The organism is Kineococcus aurantiacus, from assembly GCF_013409345.1.
GTDB lineage: Bacteria > Actinomycetota > Actinomycetes > Actinomycetales > Kineococcaceae > Kineococcus > Kineococcus aurantiacus.
This window is the reverse complement of the sequence record NZ_JACCBB010000001.1, coordinates 38,388-56,578: the sequence shown is the minus strand read 5'-3', so window position 1 is coordinate 56,578 and position 18,191 is coordinate 38,388. Positions and strand designations below refer to the sequence as shown.

The following is an 18,191-nucleotide window of genomic DNA, read 5'->3' as shown; positions in this document are numbered from 1 at the left end:
CCGCCGAGGTCAGCGGGCGGGGGACTCGCGGGGTGTCACTCGGCCGGGGCTTGTTCCGGGGCGTGAGCGGGAGCGAGGAGCTTGTCGTAGCAGACCGCGGCGACGACCCCGCCGACCAGGGGAGCCAGCAGGTACAGCCACAGGCCGCTGAAGGTGCCCGAGACGACGGCCGGACCGAACGCGCGGGCGGGGTTCACCGCCCCGCCGGTGAGCGGGGCCGCGATGAAGATGCACACCGCCAGCGCCGCACCCACCGCCAGGGGAGCCGCGGCCGCGGGGGCCCGGTCGTCGGTGGCGACGGCGATGATGACCAGCACCAGCACGAAGGTGATCAGGGCCTCGATGAAGAAGGCCCGTCCGGAGGAGACCCCCGGCGCCGGGACGGTGGCGGAGGCGCGCACCACCGAGGGACCGGAACCGCTGTGCACGGCCCAGGTGGCCAGGGAGGCCAGGACCGCGCCGGCCAGCTGGGCCAGCACGTAGACCGGTACCGCCCGCCACGGGAACCGGTGGGTGACCGCGAGCCCCACGGTGACCGCCGGGTTGAGGTGGCAGCCCGAGACGTGCCCCAGGCCGGCCACCAGCGCCGTCAGCGCGAGGCCGAAGGCGGCGACGATGGTGAACAGGTCGTACACCGAGGGGTTCGTGGTGGCCGCGGCGACCGAGGTCGCGCCACCGGCCAGCACGAGCACGAAGGTGCCGACGAGTTCAGCGGCACCGGCGCGGGCGACGTTCTCGCCGGCCTGGCTGCCGAACAGGCCACGGGAGCCGGACGCCACCGCGGGACGCTGGTGCCCGGTCCGGGCGGCGCCCGGCGCGGAGGACGCCCGGGTTACGGCGGGGTTGCGGAAGCGCGGCGTGCGCGGACCACCCGGTCCGGGGTCGGACGTGGTCACAGTCCTTCCACCGCCCCGGTCGTCCCGGTGGGCCGGTTCTCCGGTCCCCCCTGATCGGCGGTGCGGTGCGCTGCGGCGCGGGAACCTCGCGGTTCGGTGACGGGGGCGGGTGCGGGTCCGCGGCGGGATCGGCGCACGGTTACCTCCTGGATGGGGATCTCGTTGGAGAAGGGGAAGGCGGGGATGGACCGGGCACCTCGGTCAGAGGTGCGGATCTGGTCGGGCCGCTGCCCCGGTCGGCCCACGCACGGACCGGCCGGGCGGCGAGGCCGGCGTCCCGGGGAGTTCCCGAGTCCGCCGGCCGGGCCGTCAGCGCTGATCGGTGCCGGTGGTTTCGACCCCTTCGAGTACTACGTCACCGAGCGCTTCGACCTCGGCGACCTCCGTGCGCAGCTCAGTTCGCACGAGTTCTTCCCCGGCGACCGTGACGACGCCGATGCGGACGACCTCCACCGGTTGCACCCGCAGGCTCACCTGGGGCACCTCCTCGTGCAGCACGAGGACCACCTCGGTGGGGCCGGCACCCGGTACCGGTTCGAACCCGGTGGCCGGGTCGGCCGTGGCCTGCACGGCCTCCCGGGTCACCACCAGCTCCTCCACCCGCACCGGCACCTCGATCGTGCGGGTCGTGTGCACGATCCGCTTGGCCACCCGGACCCGCTCGACCGGTACCCGGACCGTGCCCGTGCTCAGCACCTCCGCCGACAAGACCACCTCCGCCGCACGGTCAGCCGCACGGCCAGAGGCGACTTGGTCGATCATCGGGTCGGTGGTCGGGCCGGTGGGCTGCTGGCTCACCGGCTCAGGAGCGGTCGGTACCGCGGGTGCCGCGCTCGCCGTGGGTGATGCCCTGGTCGGCGTCGAGGTCGATGTGCTCCTCGCGCACCTCGGCCTGCACGGTCTCCTCACCCTGGACGGTCTCGGTGTCCAGGCGCACCCGCTCGACCGGGACGGTCTCCTTGGCCGCCACGGCCCGCTCCTCGGTCAGGACGACCTCGTGCTCCTCCTCGGTCAGGTCCCCACCGGACAGCGCCGCACCGCGGTTGGCCTCGGTGATCGGCTCGCGGGTGACGCGGACCTCCTCGTGGGAGACCGGGACGGTGCGGGTGACGTTCTCGCTGGTGATGTACTTGCGCAGCCGCGCCCGGCCGGCCTCGCGGGTCTCGGTGCCCACGCGCAGCTCCTCGCGCGAGCGGGTCATCGCGTCGTCGGTGTTGGGCCCGGAGGTGTCGTGCCCGGCGCCGCGGGTGGTGTCGTAGTCCGCGTTCGTCGCCTCGTGGTCCGCGCCGCGGGTGGTGTCGTACTCCGCGTCCGTGCCCACACCCGTGCCGACACCCGTGGTGCCGGTCGTGGTGCCGGTGGTGCCGGTCGTGGTGGTGCTGGTCTGGTCGTAGCTGGAGTAGCCGCTGACGCCGTAGTAGCGGTACAGCTCGGCCTCGTCGCTCTCGCTGAGCTCGTGGCCGGGGTCGTGGTGGGGGGCGTCCTTGACCTTGGCCTTGGTGAAGGGGACGGTCAGGGTGTCGCCGCTGTGGCTGGCTTCGGCCAGCGGGATGAGCGAGAGGTTGCTGCCGAACAGCCCGGTCTTGACCGAGACCCACTCCGGCTGGCCGGAGTCGTTGTCCAGGTAGACGTCCTCGACCTTGCCGATCTTGTCGCCGTCGTTGCCGGTCACGGTCGCGCCGAAGAGGTTGTCGGGGGTGAAGTGGTGAGCCATGGTGTTCCTTCCGTTCTCCGTCGTCCGGTCGGTCTGTCCCGACCGGTACCTGGTTTCTCGGGGGTTCGCTGCGAGTCGTGGTGATCGGGGCCCTGGTGACGGTGTGCCCGTCCCGGGGACCGCTGGGCCTCGTCGAAGTGGACCGTCAGGTCCGGTGAGGCCGCCGGTCGACGACCGCCGCAGCGGTGATGCCTGTCACAATCCTGTCGCTGTCGGCGACGAGCGCAACTCGGAGGACGAGTTCGTTCCCGCCGGCGTCGGGTACCTGGTTGTTCCGGTGCCCTCTCGTTCCCCGTGAGGCGTGTTGGGCTGCTGCTCAACGGTTCCAGCGACGCATGGAGCGGCGCTGGGTCGCCGCGTGCTCCTCGCGCTGGTCGCGGGAGACGAGCCGCCCGGCGCCCCGCAAACCCCTGGAGAGGGTCGACGGTCCGTTGCGGGCCTCCAACCGACGGCCTGCGGCGCCCAGGACCTTCGCGGCGACCGGGACGGCGAGGGAGGCGATGAGCCAGCGGCGCAGTCCGCCGGAGAGCAGGACCCACATGGTGAGGACTCCAGTCGATCTGTCGGTGTTCGGGGTTTCAGTGGACGCGGGGGAGCCGGCGCGCCCGTCGTGCCACGGACAGGTGGACCCGGGCGCGGGCGTCGTCACGATCCAGCACCTGGTGCAGATCGGCGCTGACGGCGTCCGTGGCGGCGACCACCGCGGTCAGGTCGGCGGTCGGCTCGACGAGGGCCTTCAGCTCGACGACGAGTTGCCCGCGGTCGCGCAGCACCCGGCTGCCGGCCGAGCGCACGCCGGGGAACTCCTCGAGGACCTCGGCCGCGGCCGTGGCCGCGCCGGCCGGTTCGAGCAGCAGGCGCCCGTGCTTGTCGGAGCCGGGCAGGACCAGCGTGCCGACGCCGCGGCGGGGCAGGTGCGCCAGCAGCCACCACAGCCCCAGCAGGACGAGGACGGCACCGGTGACACCGGCGGCCCACGGCCACCAGGTCGCGGCGAACGTGTCGGTGGCGGTCTTCAACTGCAACTGCCGCGGCGCGGCCGACCACACCCGCACGAGCCACCCACCGCCCCAGGCCGCGGTCGCGGCCCCGGCGACGAGCAGGACGACCCCGGCCAGCAGGGCCAGGAGCCGGTCGAGTCCGAGGACGGCGCGGCCCATCAGTTCTCCTGCCTCTCGTGCCGGGACGTGCTGTGGGGAGTGCGGACGTGGACCGACACCCGCAACGGCGAGCGCAGCGCGGACAGCCGCTCGCCGACCTCGCTCGTGACCGCTTCGCGGATGCCGTCACCGGCCGTGGCGCGCACCGTGACGTCGACCTTGCGGCGGGTGGCGGCCGAGGAGGCCTCCAGCACGCCGGAGACGTCGCGGGCCGCTGCCGAGGCCAGGCGGGCGACGTCGCGGGTGTGCAGGAAGACCCCCGTCCGCGAGACCAGGGGCAGCGTCTTGCGGGAACGCGGGCGCAGGGCCGTGACCATCAACCACAGGCCGATGAGGGCGACCACGACGCCGACGGGGATCAACCACGCGGCCGGGGCAAAACCCCGCAGGTTCTCGGCGACGGTGGGCAGCCACGGCGATCCGGTGACGGCACCGGCGGCGACGAGGGCTTCGCGCAGCAGGACGACGCCGGCCGCGGTCAGCAGCAGCGCCAGGACGGGACCGACCACGCCGATCGGCCCGCTGCCGCTCTTCTGGCCGGCAGCGCGCATGGGTTCACCCGACGGGGCACCGGCGGGGTCGTCGGTCGACGTGCTGAGCTGGTGGCTCACTGCACCCGCCTCCTTCCTGCGGTCGTCGGGCGGACCACCTTGGTGACGTGGACCTCGACGGAGTCGACCTCCAGGTCGGCCAGGGTCCGCAACCGGTCGGCGACGTGGTCGCGCACCGCGGCGGCGACGCGGGCGGCCGGTTGCGGCCACAGCGTCGTGAGGTGGACCTCGGCCCGCACCCGGCGTCCGGCGACCTGGCAGTCGACGCGGGGGTTGGACCGGCCGAGCGCGTTGCCCACGCGGCTCGTGTCGTCGTGCGGCCCCGCCACGCCGGGGACCTCGCCGGCGGCGGCTTGCACGATCCGCTCGACGGCCCGGTCCTTCAGTTCCAGCGTCCCGCGCGAACCCATCTCGTCGCGCTGGGGGTCCGACGGCGTCGCGGCGGGCGAGAACTCCCTGTCCGCTCCGCCGCCCGTGGTCCCCGCCGGGCGGTGGGGTGAGGTGCGCGTGGCGCCGGCGGTGCTCGTGTCAGCCACGGCCACGGCCGGGCAGCACGGCGGACAGGTCGATCTTGCCCTCCAGGTGCGCGCCGACGACGTAGCCGACGCCAGCGAACAGCAGGGCCAGGACGAACCAGCCGAAACCGCCCTGGATGAAGATGAGGGCCAGGAGCAGACCGGCGAAGACTCCGACGATCGAGGGTGACACAGTTCCTCCAGCGGGGAGGCCCGTGAGGGCCGGGGAAGGGGAAGGGGCCGGCGTCCGGGGGCGCTGACGCCCCCGCCGGTTCATGCCGGCGGTGCCGGCGCGGTCTGGGCCGTCGGGGTGGTGAGGTCCTCGACGAAGACGTCCACCGGCGCGGTGACGACGGGGGCGACGGCCGCGCGGATCCGCTGGGCCGTCGTGGCGATGTCGACGCCGAAGCGCAGCACGACGTGCACCTCCAGGCGCTGCCCGTCCAGCCGCAGCCCCTGCACCCGCCGTCCGGGCAGGTAGGTGGCGACCTCGCCGAACCGGCCGGGGTGCAGGCCTTCCACCCCGGGGACCGTCACCACGCGCGCCGCGACCTCGTCGGCGACGTCACCGATGTCCGCAACGCCGGCGGTGCGAGCACCGGAGGGGTTTCCGGTCGGTGTCCGCGCGGGGCCCTGCTCGTCGGTCAGCTGGCTCACTGCAGGCGGGCGGTGCGCTGTTCGGCTTCCTCGTCGGCGTCGTCCTGGGGCAGGTGGATGTCGTTGACGTCGATGTTGACCTCCGTCACCTGCAGACCGGTCATGCGCTCGACGGAGGAGATGATGTTGCGCCGGACGCTGGCGGCCAGGTCGGAGATGGCCACGCCGTACTCGGCGATGAGGTCGACGTCGATCGCGGTCTGGGTCTCCCCGACCTCCACCGAGACGCCCTGGGAGTGGTTGACGCGCCCGCCGGGGATCCGCTCGCGCAGGGCGCCGACCGCGCGGGAGGCGCCGCCGCCGAGGGCGTACACGCCCGAGACGTCCTTGGCGGCGATGCCGGCGATCTTCGAGACCACGGTGTCGGCGATGGTGGTGCTGCCCTGGGGGGTGGACAGGGTGCTGGGCTTGCCCGACACCCCGGCGCCGGCGGGGTTCGACTGGGTGCGGGTGGTCTGGTCGGTCATGGTCGCTCCTTGTTGAACGAAGTGGTCCGGACGGCTCGACGGTGTCCGTTTACACCGTTAAGCGCTGGTCCCCATGAAGCCAGTGCCGACCACGGCCCGCAACCGGAAGTCGGGGTCTCCACCACTTTTCTTCCCCGACCCGCGCCTGGGTGGCTGTTGCCCCTCGCGCTCCCGGTTCCGGGAGACCGACTGCGCCCGGTCCGGCCGGATCCGGTGGAGCCGCCTCAGGTGCCTGCGAGGTCCTCGTGGGCGCCGTGGTCCTCGGGGTCGTCGAGGAGGTCAACGACCTGGTCCACCTGGGTGAGGTCGAGCACGAAGCGGACCTGACGGCCGGCGCCGGCCACGACGACGCGGCGCGGAGCCAGCCGCAGGGCGAGCCGGGCCAGGAAGGCGACCCCGGTGGAGTCCATGAAGGGCACCTGGTGGACGTCGACGACGACGGCGGTCTCGGCGGTGCCGGTGGTGCCGGCGAGGTCGACGGCGTCCTCGATCGCGGCACGCAGCTCGTGCTCGACGGCCGTGTCGACGTCACCGTGCAAGCGCACCGTGATCCGTCCGGCGTCGACCTGGACCTGCACGGGAGCCTGCTCGTCGCGCTCGGCTCGGCCGTTGCCGGCTCCGGCCGGGAGGTCGGCGGACCGGCTCACGGTGCCGTCGCGGTCGACGCGTCTGCTGGCTCCACCGGTGTTCACCGTTCGACGGGCGGCAGCAGGCTGTGGTCGCCCGGCTCGGCGTGGGTGCGCGGTGTGGTGCCCGTGGCCGGGTCGACGTCGGTGTCCCCGGCCGGGGACAGGCCGTAGTGGCGGTACAGGTCGACCTCCGCGGCGCCGTCGAGGTGGTCGTTGCCGTCCGCCACCTGCGGAGCCGTGCGGACCTGCCCGGTGGTGACGTCCAGGTGCAGGCGACCTCGGGAGTAGGCCGCGCTGGCCAGGGGGACGAAGCGTTCCCCGGCCGGCGGGAGGGCGCCGTCGGCTTCGGACGGGTCCAGCGCCAGGGCGACGGTGACCCACTCCGGGCGGCCGGTGTGGTCGTCGTAGTAGATGCCGGTGACCGGACCGACCTGCGTGCCGTCGCGGTCGACGGCGACCGAGCGTGCCACCAGGAACGCCTGGTCCTCACTGATCGGCATGACTCTCCTCGCTGGTGGCGGGACGACTGCTGCTCGCGCCGAGTCTGACGGCACGGCGGGTGCTTCGCCCCCGCTCGCCACCACGGTTCAGGTGCACCGGGGATACAGCGTAAACCACAAGAGCCGGTGCGTCGACGTTCAACCAGGTCCGCTCCGGTCGCCGGTCCCGGTGCCGACGGTCGGCTCACCCCGAGCCAGCGGGTGCTCGCTGTCGGACCGGACCGGACTGGACCGGACCGGTTCGGACCGGTCCGGACCAGCGTGGTCGGGGTGGGTGGGTGGCCCACGTCCGCTTCTGGGAGGATTGCCTCAGGCAGGTACGTGTGGCCGTGCCGACCGCCTGACCGCGTGGTCCCCTCGACGGAGCAGGTGGTCGCAGGTGGTCCCGGTGGTCGGGGCGCGGGCAGCGTCCAGGGAGGGAGCGGGGTGTCGGGATCGTCGAAACGGCCCAAGCGCTCGACGCCGTCCCCTGCCCGGGCCGATGCGGTCACGCGCACCGGTCAGGCCGCCACCGGTGGTGCCACGCGTCGCCGGCCGGGACTGAGCCGCAGCGCGGTGCTGGAAGCGGCCATCGACCACGTCGACCGCTTCGGCATCGCTGAGCTGTCGATGCGCAAGCTGGGTGCCTCGCTGCACGTGGAGGGCATGGCGCTGTACCGCTACGTGCACAGTCGCGACGAACTGCTCGACGCCATGGTCGACCGGCTGCTGGACCAGCTGTACGCCGACCCCGACGTGCTGCTCAGCCCCGACGACGACTGGCAGACGTTCCTGCGCCGCGTGGCCGCCGGCGTGCGTCGCCTGGCCCACGACCACCCGCAGATCTTCCCCCTCATCGCCACCCGTCACCGCGCCGCCCCGTGGATCCGCCCACCGCTGCGCAGCCTGCGCTGGATCGAGGGCTTCCTGTCGGCGCTGCTGTCGCGCGGTTTCAGCGAGGACGCCGCCGTGTACGCCTACCGCGCCTTCGGCAGCTTCCTGATCGGCCACCTGCTGCTGGAGGTCTCCGCCGAGGGCGCCGACCCGGTGGCGCAGGCGGTCGACCCCGCGAGCAGCCGCGCACCCGGTGCTGTCGCGTCCACCGGCGAGGACACCCCGCGAGGAGCCGCCGACACCGCGTCCCTCGAGCTCGGCGCCTTCCCGACGCTGACCCGCCTGGCCGACAGGTTGGCGGTGCAGGACCTCAGCGAGGAGTTCGAGCACTCCCTGGGCAACCTGCTGGAGCGGTTGGACGAGGCGCGTCGACGCCTGGCCTGACGCCGTGGGACGAGCCGGGGAGCACCGGCCGGGACCGGTCGACACGGTCCAGCGTCCGCGGCGGTGTTCGAGTTCCCGGGACGGCACGCGCGGTCGGGGAAGGGCACCGGTTCTGTGCGGGAGTTGTGCGTCGGGGAAGGAACGTTCTTCGGCGTGAACCACGCAGCGTGTGCAATCGCTGCGCGTCCGTGTTCGGTCCCTTTCTCGACGAGCGGGAAACCTTCCCGGTGCTAGCGTTTGAAACACCTGTTCCACTGAAGCCAAGGAAGGTGTTCAGATGATCGTCCTCGGTGTCATCCTGCTGATCCTGGGGTTGCTGGTCCCCTCGGTGCACGTCTTGCTGTGGGTGGGCGTCGCGCTCATCGTGGTGGGCCTGGTGCTCAACCTCGTGCCGATCGGCGGCAGCAGGCGCCGCGTCTTCTGACGGCGGCGCACGGACGACGTGCCACGCACCGTGGCGTGGCACGTCGTGCCGTCCCCCGAGCACCAGGTTCCACGCCCACCCCTCTGCTGCGTGACTCCCGCGACGACGCGGAGCGGAGCTGAGCGCGTTCCCCACGCGCCGCGACGACATGGGCCGACGCTCACCAGCTGAACCCCGCTCGTGTTCCGCGCCGGGGGAGGAACCCCGGGCGGCACGGACGTCGCAGCGCGCCGAGCGCGTCCCCTCGGGTCTCAGCGACCGGTGGCGTCCGCCCACGTGTCGTCCTCGGTGATGAGGGCGAAGGAGGGGTTGCTCAGGTGCGAGGCGGCGATGACGATGCGTTCCTCCTTCGCCTGTTCGAGGATCCGGCGGCGGGCGCTGCCGGCCGTGTCGCGGTCGACGTCGGTCGTGAAGTGGATGTCCTCGTCGTTCAACTGGGCGGGCAGTTCGATGAGGTCGCCGACGAACCACAGCCGCTCACCCTGCGAGGTGAGCGTCACGGTGACGTGGCCGGGGGTGTGGCCGGGTGCGTGGACGGCCGTGACACCGGGGAGCAGTTCGCTCTCGCCGGCGGGGTACGTCTGCAGGACGCCCGCCTCCTGAGCGGTTTCCATGACGATCCGGGCGGGGTCGTCCGCCGGCGCTCCCTCGACGAGCAGTGCCCAGTCCTCGGCGCCGTAGTACACGGTGGCGTTGGGGAAGAACGGCTGCCCGTCCTTGACGAGCCAGCCGATGTGGTCCAGGTGCAGGTGGGTGGTGAAGACCTTGGTGATGTCCTCGGGCTGGACCCCCTCCGCGGCGAGGGCGGCGGGGAGCGCGCCGGCGCTGGCCAGGAGGGGCGGCGGGTCGGTCAGGCCGTCGGCCGCGGCGAGCTCGGGGGGGAAGGGCATCGACAGCTCCCCGGCTCCGGCGTCCACGAGGAACGTCTCGTCCGGACCCTGCACCAGGTGGGCCCCCAGCCGGATCTCGTGGGTGCCGGTGGCGTCGAGGACGTCGGGGTACCGGGAGAAGTCGGCTCCGGGGTAGGCCGACGGCGGCAGGTGGGAGGCGCCGTCGGTCAGGACGGTGACGGTGAACTCCCCGATGGTGATCTTGTCGGCCATGAGTGCGCTCCGAGTGGGTCGGTGACTGACTTCGTGTCAGCCTGTGACAAGTTGTCGGGACGTGACTGTACACGGTGAGGAGGGCGAGGGACAGAACCCCGGTGGTGGCCAGTTGCTGTCAGGCCGTGACACACGGGTAGTGGGTGACGTGAACGGTACGATCCGGTCATGACGCACCCGACGGACCTCCCGGCTGCTCCCAAGGGCGTGCGCGAGAGGACCCGGGACGCCATCCGCAGCGAGTTGTCGGCCGCCGCCATGCACCTGTTCCAGGAGGAGGGGTACGCCGGCACCACGGTGGAGGCGATCGCCGCGTCCGTCGGGGTCTCGGGGCGGACCTTCTTCAGGTACTTCGCGTCCAAGGAGGACGCGGTCCTGCAGCCGGTCGAGGACCTGGGGCGGCACGCCGCGGCCCGGCTGCTGGACAGGCCGGCTCGTGAAACACCCCTGCAGGCCCTGCGCGCGGCGATGGACGTGGCCGTCGAGGCGGTCCTGCGGGACGTGCCGTTGATGCGGACGGTCATGCAGCTCAACGTCGAGAACCCCGAGCTGCGTCGTCGGCACCTGCAGAAGACGGACGAGTGGATCGACGACCTGGCGGGCGCCCTGGCGTCCCGGCAGGGCCTGACGCCCACCGATCCCTCCGTGCGGCTGCCGTGTGCCATCGTGCTGGCCGCCTGGGAGCTGGCGCTGCGCCGTTGCGCCGAGCAGGACGACTTCGAGGTGGTCGCTGAAGCCCTCGACGCGGCGCTGGCGGAGGCCAAGCAGTTCCTGCGGAGGTGACCGTCACGTCGTGCGCGGGCGGACCGGGAGGTCAGGCGGCGACGTCGAGCGTGAAACCCTCCCGGCGCAGGCGGTCCACGAGCGGTGCCCCGATGCCCGTGGCGGGGGTCAGGACGCCGGCGCGGGCGGGGAGGCGGTCGCCGTCGAGGGCCAGCGCCAGAGCGCTCTGGCCGAGCATGACCGCGGTCGCGGCGTAGCCGGGGTCGCCCTGGGCGGCGACGGTCACCGTGGCGCGGCGCCCGGACTCCGTGCGCGCGTCCAGGCGCAGCCGGAAGTGCCCCGTGCGGCGGGTGCGCTCGCTCGGTCCCGCGCCGGGGGCGGGCAGCAGGCGGTCGAGCAGTGGCCGCAGGGGCTGGACGGCCAGCAGGCCCGTGAGCCCGGCCAGCACCGCCGTGACGGCGCTCGCCCGCAGAGCCGCGGTGCGCCCGGAGAACGCCACGACCTCCGCGTAGCGCAGCCGCGGCCCGTACGCGTGGTCCAGCAGGGCGTTGCTGCGCCGCACCACCCGGGTGTTGCAGGAGCTCATGACGAAGGGCGCGACCCAGTCACCGGTCGCGGCGCGCCGGTGCGGGCCGAACGCGTCGGGCTGGGGGCCCAGGTCGGGTTCGCCCGCTCGGTCCGGGCTCAGGGCGTACGGGTCGGCGACCAGCCGCCGTGCCCGCGGGTCACGGCGCGCGGTGTCCAGCTGCAGGCGCAGGGAGTCGACCGTGCCGCCGCTGAGCCCGCCGCGCGCCGACAGGACCTCCAGCGTGGCGCTCGCGAGGGGCCCGGCGCCCTGCGCCCGGGCCCACTCGTGCGCGAGCAGCACGGCCAGGTCCGAGGGCACCGAGTCGAAGCCGCAGGAGTGCACGATCCGCGCCCCGCTCGCGCGGGCCGCCTCGTCGGCGGTGTCGATGCTGGCGCGCGCGAAGAGCACCTCACCGGTCAGGTCGGCGTAGTGGGTGCCGGCGCGGGCGCACGCCTGCACGAGCGGGAGGCCGTGGCGCAGGTAGGGACCGACGGTGGAGACCACGACGTGCGTCGACTCCGCGAGCGTGCGCAGCGACGCCTCGTCGGACGCGTCGGCCACCACGAGCGGCCAGTGCGCGGCGGCGGGTCCCAGGTCTCGGGCCAGGGCCGTCAGCTTCTCGCGCGAGCGGCCGGCCAGGGCGATCCGCGTCCCCGCCGGGGCGTGCGCGGCCAGGTGGGCCGCGGTCAGCCGCCCGACGAAGCCGGAGGCGCCGAACAGCACGATGTCCAGGTCGCGAGCCACGCCGTCACGCTAACCCGCCGGTCCCGGCTCCACGCGCGGTGGCCGCGCTCGTCCGCGCCCGAGCGGCGTGCCGACGCCGCCGTGCTGTTCGACCGGGCAATTTCGTTAACGGTGTGTTACGTCTCGCTTTCCAGCTGTGAACTGTCTTATGGTGGCCACCGCTCGCCAGGACCGCCGGTGCACCCGTCCGGCGCTGCCGGGCCCAAACACCAGGAGCAGGTTCCGTGAGAAGAACGTTGTGCGCCGCTCTGGGAGCGGCGCTCGTCGTGGCCGTCCCGGCCGCCGCCGCGGCACCCGCCGCGGCAACCACCTCCACCACCACCGCCTTCGCCGCGGACCGAGCCGCCGCTGAACGCCCGCAGGGCAGCGGACGCGAGGACGACCGCTCCAACCCGCTGAGCGACAAGCAGCGCGCGCTGCGCGCCGCCGGGCTGGAGAAGGTCCTCTCCGGCGAAGCCACCCCCCGGGGCGACAACAAGGTCGTCCGGGTCGCCAAGGGCCAGTACGTCGAACTCGCCCGCGAGGACACCGACCAGATCTTCACCGTCCTCGGTGAGTTCTCCGACCTCAAGCACAACAGCATCCCCGCGCCGGACCGGGCGGTGGACAACACCACCATCTGGACGAAGGACTTCTCCCAGCCGTACTACCAGGACCTGCTGTTCTCGCAGGCCGACGGCGACGTCTCGATGGCCAACTTCTACGACGAGGTCTCCTCCGGGCGGTACACCGTCGAGGGCACCGTCACGGACTGGGTGCAGGTGCCCGGCGCCGGCGCCTCCTACGGCGACAACGCCCTCGGCGACGCGGCCGCCTGGAAGTTCGTCAACGACGCCCTGAACGGCTGGTACGCCCAGCAGACGGCGGCCGGCAAGACCGCCGCGCAGATCGACCAGGAACTCTCCCGCTTCGACCAGTGGGACCGCTACGACTTCGACCGCGACGGGAACTTCGACGAGCCCGACGGGTACATCGACCACTTCCAGGCCGTGCACGCCGGCGAGGGCGAGGAGGTCGGTGGCGGACGCCTGGGCCAGGCCGCGATCTGGTCGCACCGCTGGTACAACCAGACCACCCGCCAGGGCGCCGGCGGCCCCACCGTGGGCGGCACCACCGTCGCGCTGGGCGGTACGCGCATCGGGCAGTCGAAGTACTGGGTCGGCGACTACACCGTGGAGCCGGAGAACGGTGGCGTGGGTGTCTTCTCCCACGAGTTCGGCCACGACCTGGGCCTGCCGGACCTGTACGACACCTCCGGGAACTCCGGTGGCGCGGAGAACTCCACCGGCTACTGGTCGCTGATGTCGTCGGGTTCCTACGGCAGCAGCGGCCGTCCCGAGGACGGCATCGGCACCGAGCCCATGCACATGGGCGCCTGGGAGAAGCTGCAGCTGGGCTGGCTTGACTACGAGGCGGTCGCCGCCGGCGCCACGGCGAACACCAAGCTCGGTCCCGCCGAGGCCACCACCAAGCAGGCGCAGGCGCTCGTGGTGAACCTGCCCGACAAGGAGGTCACCACCGAGATCGGCAAGCCGTTCGAGGGCTCCGACTTCTGGTACTCCGGAGCCGGTGACGACCTCGACAACACCATGCTCACGCCGCGACCGGCCGGGGCGAGCACCCTCAGCGCCAAGGTCAGGTACCAGATCGAGCAGGACTGGGACTACGCCTACGTCGTCTACTCCACCGACGGCGGCAGGACGTTCACCCCGGTGCCCACCAACCGCTCCACCACGAGCGACCCCAACGGCCAGAACTTCGGCCAGGGCATCACCGGCAGCACCGGAGGCCAGTGGGTGGACCTGACCGCCTCCCTGGCGACCGTGCCCGCCGGCGCGCTGGTCGGTTTCCGCTACTGGACCGACGGCGCGGCCACCGAGCCGGGCCTGCAGGTGGACGCGGTCTCCCTCGGCGCGAACCCGGTGACGAACTGGACGCTCGACGGTTTCACCACCACCACCGGCACCACGACGGAGTCCTTCTTCAACGCCTACCTCGCCGAGTACCGCCAGTACCGCGGCTACGACGCCAGCCTGGCCACCGGGCCCTACAACTTCGGAGACCCGGCCCGCCCCGACTGGGCCGAGCGCTACCCCTACCAGGACGGCCTGCTCATCACGTACTGGAACTCCCAGTACGCCGACAACAACGTCGGCGCCCACCCCGGCGGCGGTCTGGTCCTGCCGGTCGACGCCCACCCGGCGCTGACCTACGAACCGACCGACGACGAGGGCACCGACCGCGGCAACGGTGAGAGCTGGCGCCCGCGCGTGCAGTCCTACGACTCCACCTTCGGGCGCGAGCGCACGGACACGATCACCCTGCACGACCCCGACACCGGCAAGGCCGGCACCTACGGCGGCTTGCCGGCGGTGCCGACCTTCGACGACACGAAGGACTGGTACGTCGCGGCCGGCGAGCAGCCGGACGCCAACGGCTGGTCCGGGGTGGACGTCCCGAAGACCGGCACGAAGATCACCGTGGTCAGCACCAGCGCCCGCGACTCCTTCATGCAGGTCCGCGTGAGCTGACGCTCCGTCCCGCACCGCGAAGGCCCACCGGCGAGCGCGCCGGTGGGCCTTCGCCGCGTGCGGGCCGGTGGTGCGGTCAACGGTCGGCCGGGGACGTCCCCGCCGGACCCTCCTCGTGCGCTGCCGGCCGGGTCGTGCCGGCGGGGCGGACCAGCCCGCTCTCGTAGGCCGCCACCACCGCCTGGGACCGGCTGGCCAGGCCCAGCTTGGTCAGGACCCGGGACACGTGTGTCTTGACCGTCGCGTCGCCCACGCCCAGCCGCTCGGCGATCTCACCGTTGGCCAGCCCGCCCGCCAGCAGTTCGAGGACGTCCAGCTCGCGCGGCGTCAGGTCGTGCAGCCCGCCCACCGGTACGGCCGGTGAACTCGGGGGCGGGGACAGCGACTCGACCAGTCGCCGGGTCACCGACGGCGCCAGCAGGGAAACCCCCTCGGCCACCGTGCGCAACGCCGCCACGAGCTGGGACTCGGGGGCGTCCTTGAGCAGGAACCCTCCCGCCCCGGCGCGCAACGCCGCGTACACGTGCTCGTCCTGGTCGAACGTCGTCACCACCAGCACGGCCGGCGCCGGGTCCAGCCGGACGATGCGGCGCGTGGCCTCGATCCCGTCCATCCGCGGCATCCGCACGTCCATGAGGACGACGTCGGGGCGCAGGGCCCGGGCCGCGGTGACCGCCTCGACACCGTCGCCGGCCTCACCGACGATCTCCACCCCCGGCTCCGAACCCAGGATCATGCGGAAACCCGCCCGCACCAGCCGCTCGTCGTCCACGACGAGGACGCGCAGGTTCACGTCGCCGCCCGCCCCGCGTCGTCGGGCAGGGGGCGAGCGACCCGCCCGGGGGCCGGCACCGGCAAGGAGGCGTGCAGCCGGTGCCCACCGCCGGGCAGCGGGCCGACGTCCAGCCGGCCGCCGAACAGGTCGACGCGCTCGCGGACGCCCGGCAGGCCGGTACCCCCCTTCCAGGCACGCCCCGCCCCCGTGTCGCCCTCCCCGGCAGGGGCGACGGCGCCGGTGGGGCGGTCGGTGAGGACCTGCAGCACGACGGCGGACCCGGAGGAACGCGCCTCGAGCCGCACCTCGACCTGCACGGCGCTGCCGGGCGCGTGGCGCAGCGCGTTGGTCAGCGCCTCCTGCACGATCCGGTAGCAGGTGACGGCCAGCGCGGTCGGCAGGTCCGGCAACGGGGTGGGCAGGCGCAACGCGACGGGCGTTCCCGCGGCCCGCACCGTCTCGGCCAGCGCGCCCAGCTCCTCCAGACCGGGCTGCGGCGCCGCGGCGCCGGTGGGCAGGCGCAGCAGACCCGTCAACAGCCGCATCTCGTGGATCGAGCGCATCGCGGCGCGTTCCACCTCGTCCAGCGCGTTCCCGGCCAGGACGGGATCGGCCGTCAGGACCCGGCGCGCGCCGCGCGCCTGCAGCACCACCACGCTCAGCCCGTGGCCCACGGCGTCGTGCAGCTCCCGGGCGATGCGCGCGCGCTCGGTGGCCAGCGCCCGCTCCGACTCCTCCCGCGCCTCGTGCTCGGCCGCGGCGCGTTCCTCGGCCCGTCCGCGCTGGCTGGTGTGACGGCGCCACACGGCGCCGACCACGGCCAGGGCCGAGCCGAAGACGACGCCGGAGACGGTGCCGCCGACGCCGTACTCGGCGTTCGTCGCCCCCTGCACGGCGATCAGCGCGACGACGCACACGCAGCCGGCCCAGGCCCTGGCCGGGGTCGGCGCCCACCGCGCAGCGGCCAGGGGCCCCAGGCCGAGGACGGTGAGCGGCACCGCGAAGGTGTTGGTCACCGGGAACAGCAGCGGCTCGACCGCCCACACCGCCGCGGCGGCCACCGGGGCCAGGGAGGGAGCGCGGCGCTGGGCCACCAGCGGCAGCGTCACCCCGAGCAGGAACAGCGAGTGCGCCGGCGAGACCGGAGCCGACTCCGTGCTGTACGGGAGGTGCAGCTCGACCTGCGCCACGGCGGTGAGCAGCAGGGGCAGCGCGACGTCCCACCGCCGCAGCACCTGCCACCTGGACATGACCAGCACGGTAGGCCGCCGCCGCTGCGACGTCATCCACCTGGCGGCGTCCGCCGTGAGGGGGAGGTGCACCCGCCCCTCCACCCCGCGGGGGACGCGGCTCCGCAGCACGCCTGACGCCCGGGGGCACCGCCGGTTCCTACCGTCCAGTCCCACGCCTCCCGCCCGGGGGGCGACGACCTCAGGAGGAGCCGTGTCCCTGCCCGTCGATCGTCCACTCGTCCGCACCCGGCTCGCCGGGGTCTGCCTCGTGGTGGGGGCGGTGCTGCTCGCGGCCACCGGCGCCCTGGACCCCTCCATGCCCGGCGACAGCTCCGGGGACCTGCTGACCTACGCCGTGGCCGAGCAGGGCCGCTGGACCGCGTGGTCGCTCACGCTGGCGGCGGCCGGTCTGGTGCTCCTGCCGGCGGTCAGCGCGCTGGGCCGGGCGGTGCGCGGGCGCGGGTCCGCGCTGAGCGTCACCGGTGCCTGCCTCGCGGGCGCCGGGATGGTGGGGATGGTCCTGGTGGGCACGTCGGAGGCCGACGTGCCCGTCCTGGCCGGTTCCCAGCTCCCCGTGCCGGCGGAGGTGGTGAGCGTCGCCGAACGCATGGCCGGCGGACCCGGGCTGGGGATCGCCTTCCTGCTCATGCTGCCCGGGTACTACCTCGGCGTGCCGGTCCTGCTGTGGGGCCTGCGGCGGGCGCGGCTGCTGGCGACCTGGGTGCCGCTGGTCGGCACGGCGGGCGTGATCGGCTCCTGGTTCGCCACCGAGGCCGGCGACGTCTGGGAACTGCTGTTCCGCTGCGTCGTGGCGCTGGCGCTGACCGCCACGAGCCCGGTCCTGCTCAGGGGTGCTGCGCCGCAGCCGGCGCCACGGTCGGTCCTGGCCCGGAACGTCACGGCGTGAGCCGAGGTGCGCGGCCGGACCCGGCGGCAGTGAGCGGTCCGCACGCCGACGATCCTCACCACCGTCCCCGACCGCCTCGCCCTCGAGACAGCGCGGGACGCGGAGTTCCCGCAGCGACCCCGTGCCGCCCTGATCGGGGCGGCGCACCCACCACCGGGGTGGGAGGACGTGCCGTGCCCCGGCTGACCGGAGTGGACGTCCGTGGGGAGGAACCGTGAGTTCCCCACTGGCGCTGACCGGTGCCGGCGCCCTTCGCACTCGGTGGGGCGACGGTCAGCCTGGTCGGGACGGCCCAGCACAGCCACGACTGGGACGACCGCTGGTTCGTCCGGCACCTGATCCGCCTCGTCGCAGGAGCCGTGGCCGCCACGGTGGCGTTCCCCGTCCTGCAGACGGTGCTCCCCACCGCCGGTGCGACGTCCGAGAACACCACCACGGACACGGACACGGACCACGGCGCGGAACCGGGCACCGTGCCCCCGATCGGGCCCTCGACCCCGGCCGAGACCGGTTTCCACGGCGGGACCGCCTTCGTGGTGGGCTTCATCGACGAGGTGTTCCTCGACCTGGTGGCGGAGGTGACGAAGGTGCTGCTCGCCAGCGGTGGCCCGAGCGAGGTGCAGCCGTTCTCCTCCTCGCTCAGCGAGGAGTCCCTCGACTTCGGCGACGTCCCGTGCGGCCAGAGCTCCAGCAAGCTGGTCGTGGTCACCCTCGCCGGAACCGGGACGAGTGCGCCGAGGCAGGGCTGAGTCCAGGTGCAGGGCGAGCACCAGAGCGACTTCACCGTGAAGGAGCTCACGACGTCCGCCACGGGAGTGGAGGTCGAGGTGACGCTCCC

The 18,191-nt window shown here is 73.6% G+C and carries 22 protein-coding genes; 6 read left to right on the top strand and 16 right to left on the bottom strand.

What is annotated here, in order from left to right; translation table 11 throughout:
* Nucleotides 1-35: 35 nt before the first annotated feature.
* The 12 genes from BJ968_RS00305 to BJ968_RS00250 all read right to left on the bottom strand — a co-directional run bounded on the left by BJ968_RS00305 (nucleotide 36) and on the right by BJ968_RS00250 (nucleotide 7,089).
* Nucleotides 36-779 (bottom strand): aquaporin, encoded by a 744-nt coding sequence (locus BJ968_RS00305; protein ID WP_179748219.1) that lies wholly within the window; start codon nucleotides 777-779, stop codon nucleotides 36-38.
* A 426-nt stretch (nucleotides 780-1,205) separates the two neighbouring features.
* On the bottom strand, nucleotides 1,206-1,610 hold the full coding sequence (locus tag BJ968_RS00300) for a DUF2382 domain-containing protein (RefSeq protein WP_179748217.1): 405 nt from the start codon (nucleotides 1,608-1,610) through the stop codon (nucleotides 1,206-1,208).
* Nucleotides 1,611-1,698: 88 nt separating this feature from the next.
* Complete coding sequence (locus BJ968_RS00295; protein ID WP_179748215.1) at nucleotides 1,699-2,610, bottom strand: DUF2382 domain-containing protein; 912 nt, start codon at nucleotides 2,608-2,610, stop codon at nucleotides 1,699-1,701.
* A 316-nt stretch (nucleotides 2,611-2,926) separates the two neighbouring features.
* Nucleotides 2,927-3,151, bottom strand: a complete 225-nt coding sequence (locus BJ968_RS00290) for a hypothetical protein (protein WP_179748213.1) — start codon at nucleotides 3,149-3,151, stop codon at nucleotides 2,927-2,929.
* A 37-nt stretch (nucleotides 3,152-3,188) separates the two neighbouring features.
* A complete protein-coding gene (locus BJ968_RS00285) occupies nucleotides 3,189-3,770 on the bottom strand; it encodes a hypothetical protein (protein ID WP_179748211.1) in 582 nt (193 codons plus the stop codon).
* Nucleotides 3,770-4,381 (bottom strand): DUF6286 domain-containing protein, encoded by a 612-nt coding sequence (locus tag BJ968_RS25405; protein WP_179748209.1) that lies wholly within the window; start codon nucleotides 4,379-4,381, stop codon nucleotides 3,770-3,772. The genes BJ968_RS00285 and BJ968_RS25405 overlap by 1 nt, the downstream gene beginning before the upstream one ends.
* Nucleotides 4,378-4,857, bottom strand: coding sequence for an Asp23/Gls24 family envelope stress response protein (locus tag BJ968_RS00275; RefSeq protein WP_179748207.1), 480 nt, complete (start codon nucleotides 4,855-4,857; stop codon nucleotides 4,378-4,380). The genes BJ968_RS25405 and BJ968_RS00275 overlap by 4 nt, the downstream gene beginning before the upstream one ends.
* Nucleotides 4,850-5,029: a DUF2273 domain-containing protein gene (locus tag BJ968_RS00270; protein WP_179748205.1), complete on the bottom strand. Its 180-nt coding sequence runs from the start codon at nucleotides 5,027-5,029 to the stop codon at nucleotides 4,850-4,852. Before BJ968_RS00270 ends, BJ968_RS00275 begins: the two co-directional genes overlap by 8 nt.
* Before the next feature lie 80 nt (nucleotides 5,030-5,109).
* On the bottom strand, nucleotides 5,110-5,493 hold the full coding sequence (locus tag BJ968_RS00265; RefSeq protein WP_218884647.1) for an Asp23/Gls24 family envelope stress response protein: 384 nt from the start codon (nucleotides 5,491-5,493) through the stop codon (nucleotides 5,110-5,112).
* A complete protein-coding gene (locus tag BJ968_RS00260) occupies nucleotides 5,490-5,960 on the bottom strand; it encodes an Asp23/Gls24 family envelope stress response protein (RefSeq protein WP_179748203.1) in 471 nt (156 codons plus the stop codon). The genes BJ968_RS00265 and BJ968_RS00260 overlap by 4 nt, the downstream gene beginning before the upstream one ends.
* Before the next feature lie 224 nt (nucleotides 5,961-6,184).
* Nucleotides 6,185-6,607: an STAS domain-containing protein gene (locus BJ968_RS00255; protein WP_179748201.1), complete on the bottom strand. Its 423-nt coding sequence runs from the start codon at nucleotides 6,605-6,607 to the stop codon at nucleotides 6,185-6,187.
* 41 nt (nucleotides 6,608-6,648) lie between these two features.
* Nucleotides 6,649-7,089, bottom strand: a complete 441-nt coding sequence (locus BJ968_RS00250; protein WP_179748199.1) for a hypothetical protein — start codon at nucleotides 7,087-7,089, stop codon at nucleotides 6,649-6,651.
* 555 nt (nucleotides 7,090-7,644) lie between these two features.
* On the opposite strand from BJ968_RS00250, the gene BJ968_RS00245 reads away from it, so the two are divergent.
* Both BJ968_RS00245 and BJ968_RS00240 read left to right on the top strand, forming a co-directional pair.
* Nucleotides 7,645-8,346 carry a TetR/AcrR family transcriptional regulator C-terminal domain-containing protein gene (locus tag BJ968_RS00245; RefSeq protein ID WP_218884645.1) on the top strand — a complete coding sequence of 234 codons (702 nt, stop codon included), beginning with the start codon at nucleotides 7,645-7,647 and terminating at the stop codon, nucleotides 8,344-8,346.
* Nucleotides 8,347-8,623: 277 nt separating this feature from the next.
* Nucleotides 8,624-8,770: a hypothetical protein gene (locus BJ968_RS00240; RefSeq protein ID WP_179748197.1), complete on the top strand. Its 147-nt coding sequence runs from the start codon at nucleotides 8,624-8,626 to the stop codon at nucleotides 8,768-8,770.
* A gap of 251 nt (nucleotides 8,771-9,021) precedes the next feature.
* On the opposite strand, the gene BJ968_RS00235 is transcribed toward BJ968_RS00240, so the two are convergent.
* Entirely contained in the window at nucleotides 9,022-9,873 is an 852-nt protein-coding gene (locus BJ968_RS00235; RefSeq protein ID WP_179748195.1) for an MBL fold metallo-hydrolase, read from the bottom strand.
* Between the two features lie 168 nt (nucleotides 9,874-10,041).
* Here BJ968_RS00235 and BJ968_RS00230 point away from each other — a divergent pair, with 168 nt between their 5' ends.
* Nucleotides 10,042-10,656, top strand: coding sequence for a TetR/AcrR family transcriptional regulator (locus BJ968_RS00230; RefSeq protein ID WP_179748193.1), 615 nt, complete (start codon nucleotides 10,042-10,044; stop codon nucleotides 10,654-10,656).
* A gap of 31 nt (nucleotides 10,657-10,687) precedes the next feature.
* Here the strand turns inward: BJ968_RS00230 and BJ968_RS00225 are convergent, their stop codons facing one another.
* Nucleotides 10,688-11,908 carry a saccharopine dehydrogenase NADP-binding domain-containing protein gene (locus BJ968_RS00225; protein WP_179748191.1) on the bottom strand — a complete coding sequence of 407 codons (1,221 nt, stop codon included), beginning with the start codon at nucleotides 11,906-11,908 and terminating at the stop codon, nucleotides 10,688-10,690.
* 224 nt (nucleotides 11,909-12,132) lie between these two features.
* Between BJ968_RS00225 and BJ968_RS00220 the strand changes: the two genes are divergently transcribed.
* Nucleotides 12,133-14,439, top strand: coding sequence for an immune inhibitor A domain-containing protein (locus tag BJ968_RS00220; protein ID WP_179748189.1), 2,307 nt, complete (start codon nucleotides 12,133-12,135; stop codon nucleotides 14,437-14,439).
* 76 nt (nucleotides 14,440-14,515) lie between these two features.
* Here the strand turns inward: BJ968_RS00220 and BJ968_RS00215 are convergent, their stop codons facing one another.
* Nucleotides 14,516-15,232, bottom strand: a complete 717-nt coding sequence (locus BJ968_RS00215; RefSeq protein ID WP_179748187.1) for a response regulator — start codon at nucleotides 15,230-15,232, stop codon at nucleotides 14,516-14,518.
* Nucleotides 15,229-16,464 carry a sensor histidine kinase gene (locus BJ968_RS00210; protein ID WP_179748185.1) on the bottom strand — a complete coding sequence of 412 codons (1,236 nt, stop codon included), beginning with the start codon at nucleotides 16,462-16,464 and terminating at the stop codon, nucleotides 15,229-15,231. Before BJ968_RS00210 ends, BJ968_RS00215 begins: the two co-directional genes overlap by 4 nt.
* Nucleotides 16,465-16,657: 193 nt before the next feature.
* On the opposite strand from BJ968_RS00210, the gene BJ968_RS00205 reads away from it, so the two are divergent.
* Both BJ968_RS00205 and BJ968_RS00200 read left to right on the top strand, forming a co-directional pair.
* Entirely contained in the window at nucleotides 16,658-17,353 is a 696-nt protein-coding gene (locus BJ968_RS00205) for a hypothetical protein (RefSeq protein WP_179748183.1), read from the top strand.
* Between the two features lie 239 nt (nucleotides 17,354-17,592).
* Nucleotides 17,593-18,102, top strand: a complete 510-nt coding sequence (locus tag BJ968_RS00200; RefSeq protein ID WP_179748181.1) for a hypothetical protein — start codon at nucleotides 17,593-17,595, stop codon at nucleotides 18,100-18,102.
* Nucleotides 18,103-18,191: the final 89 nt, after the last annotated feature.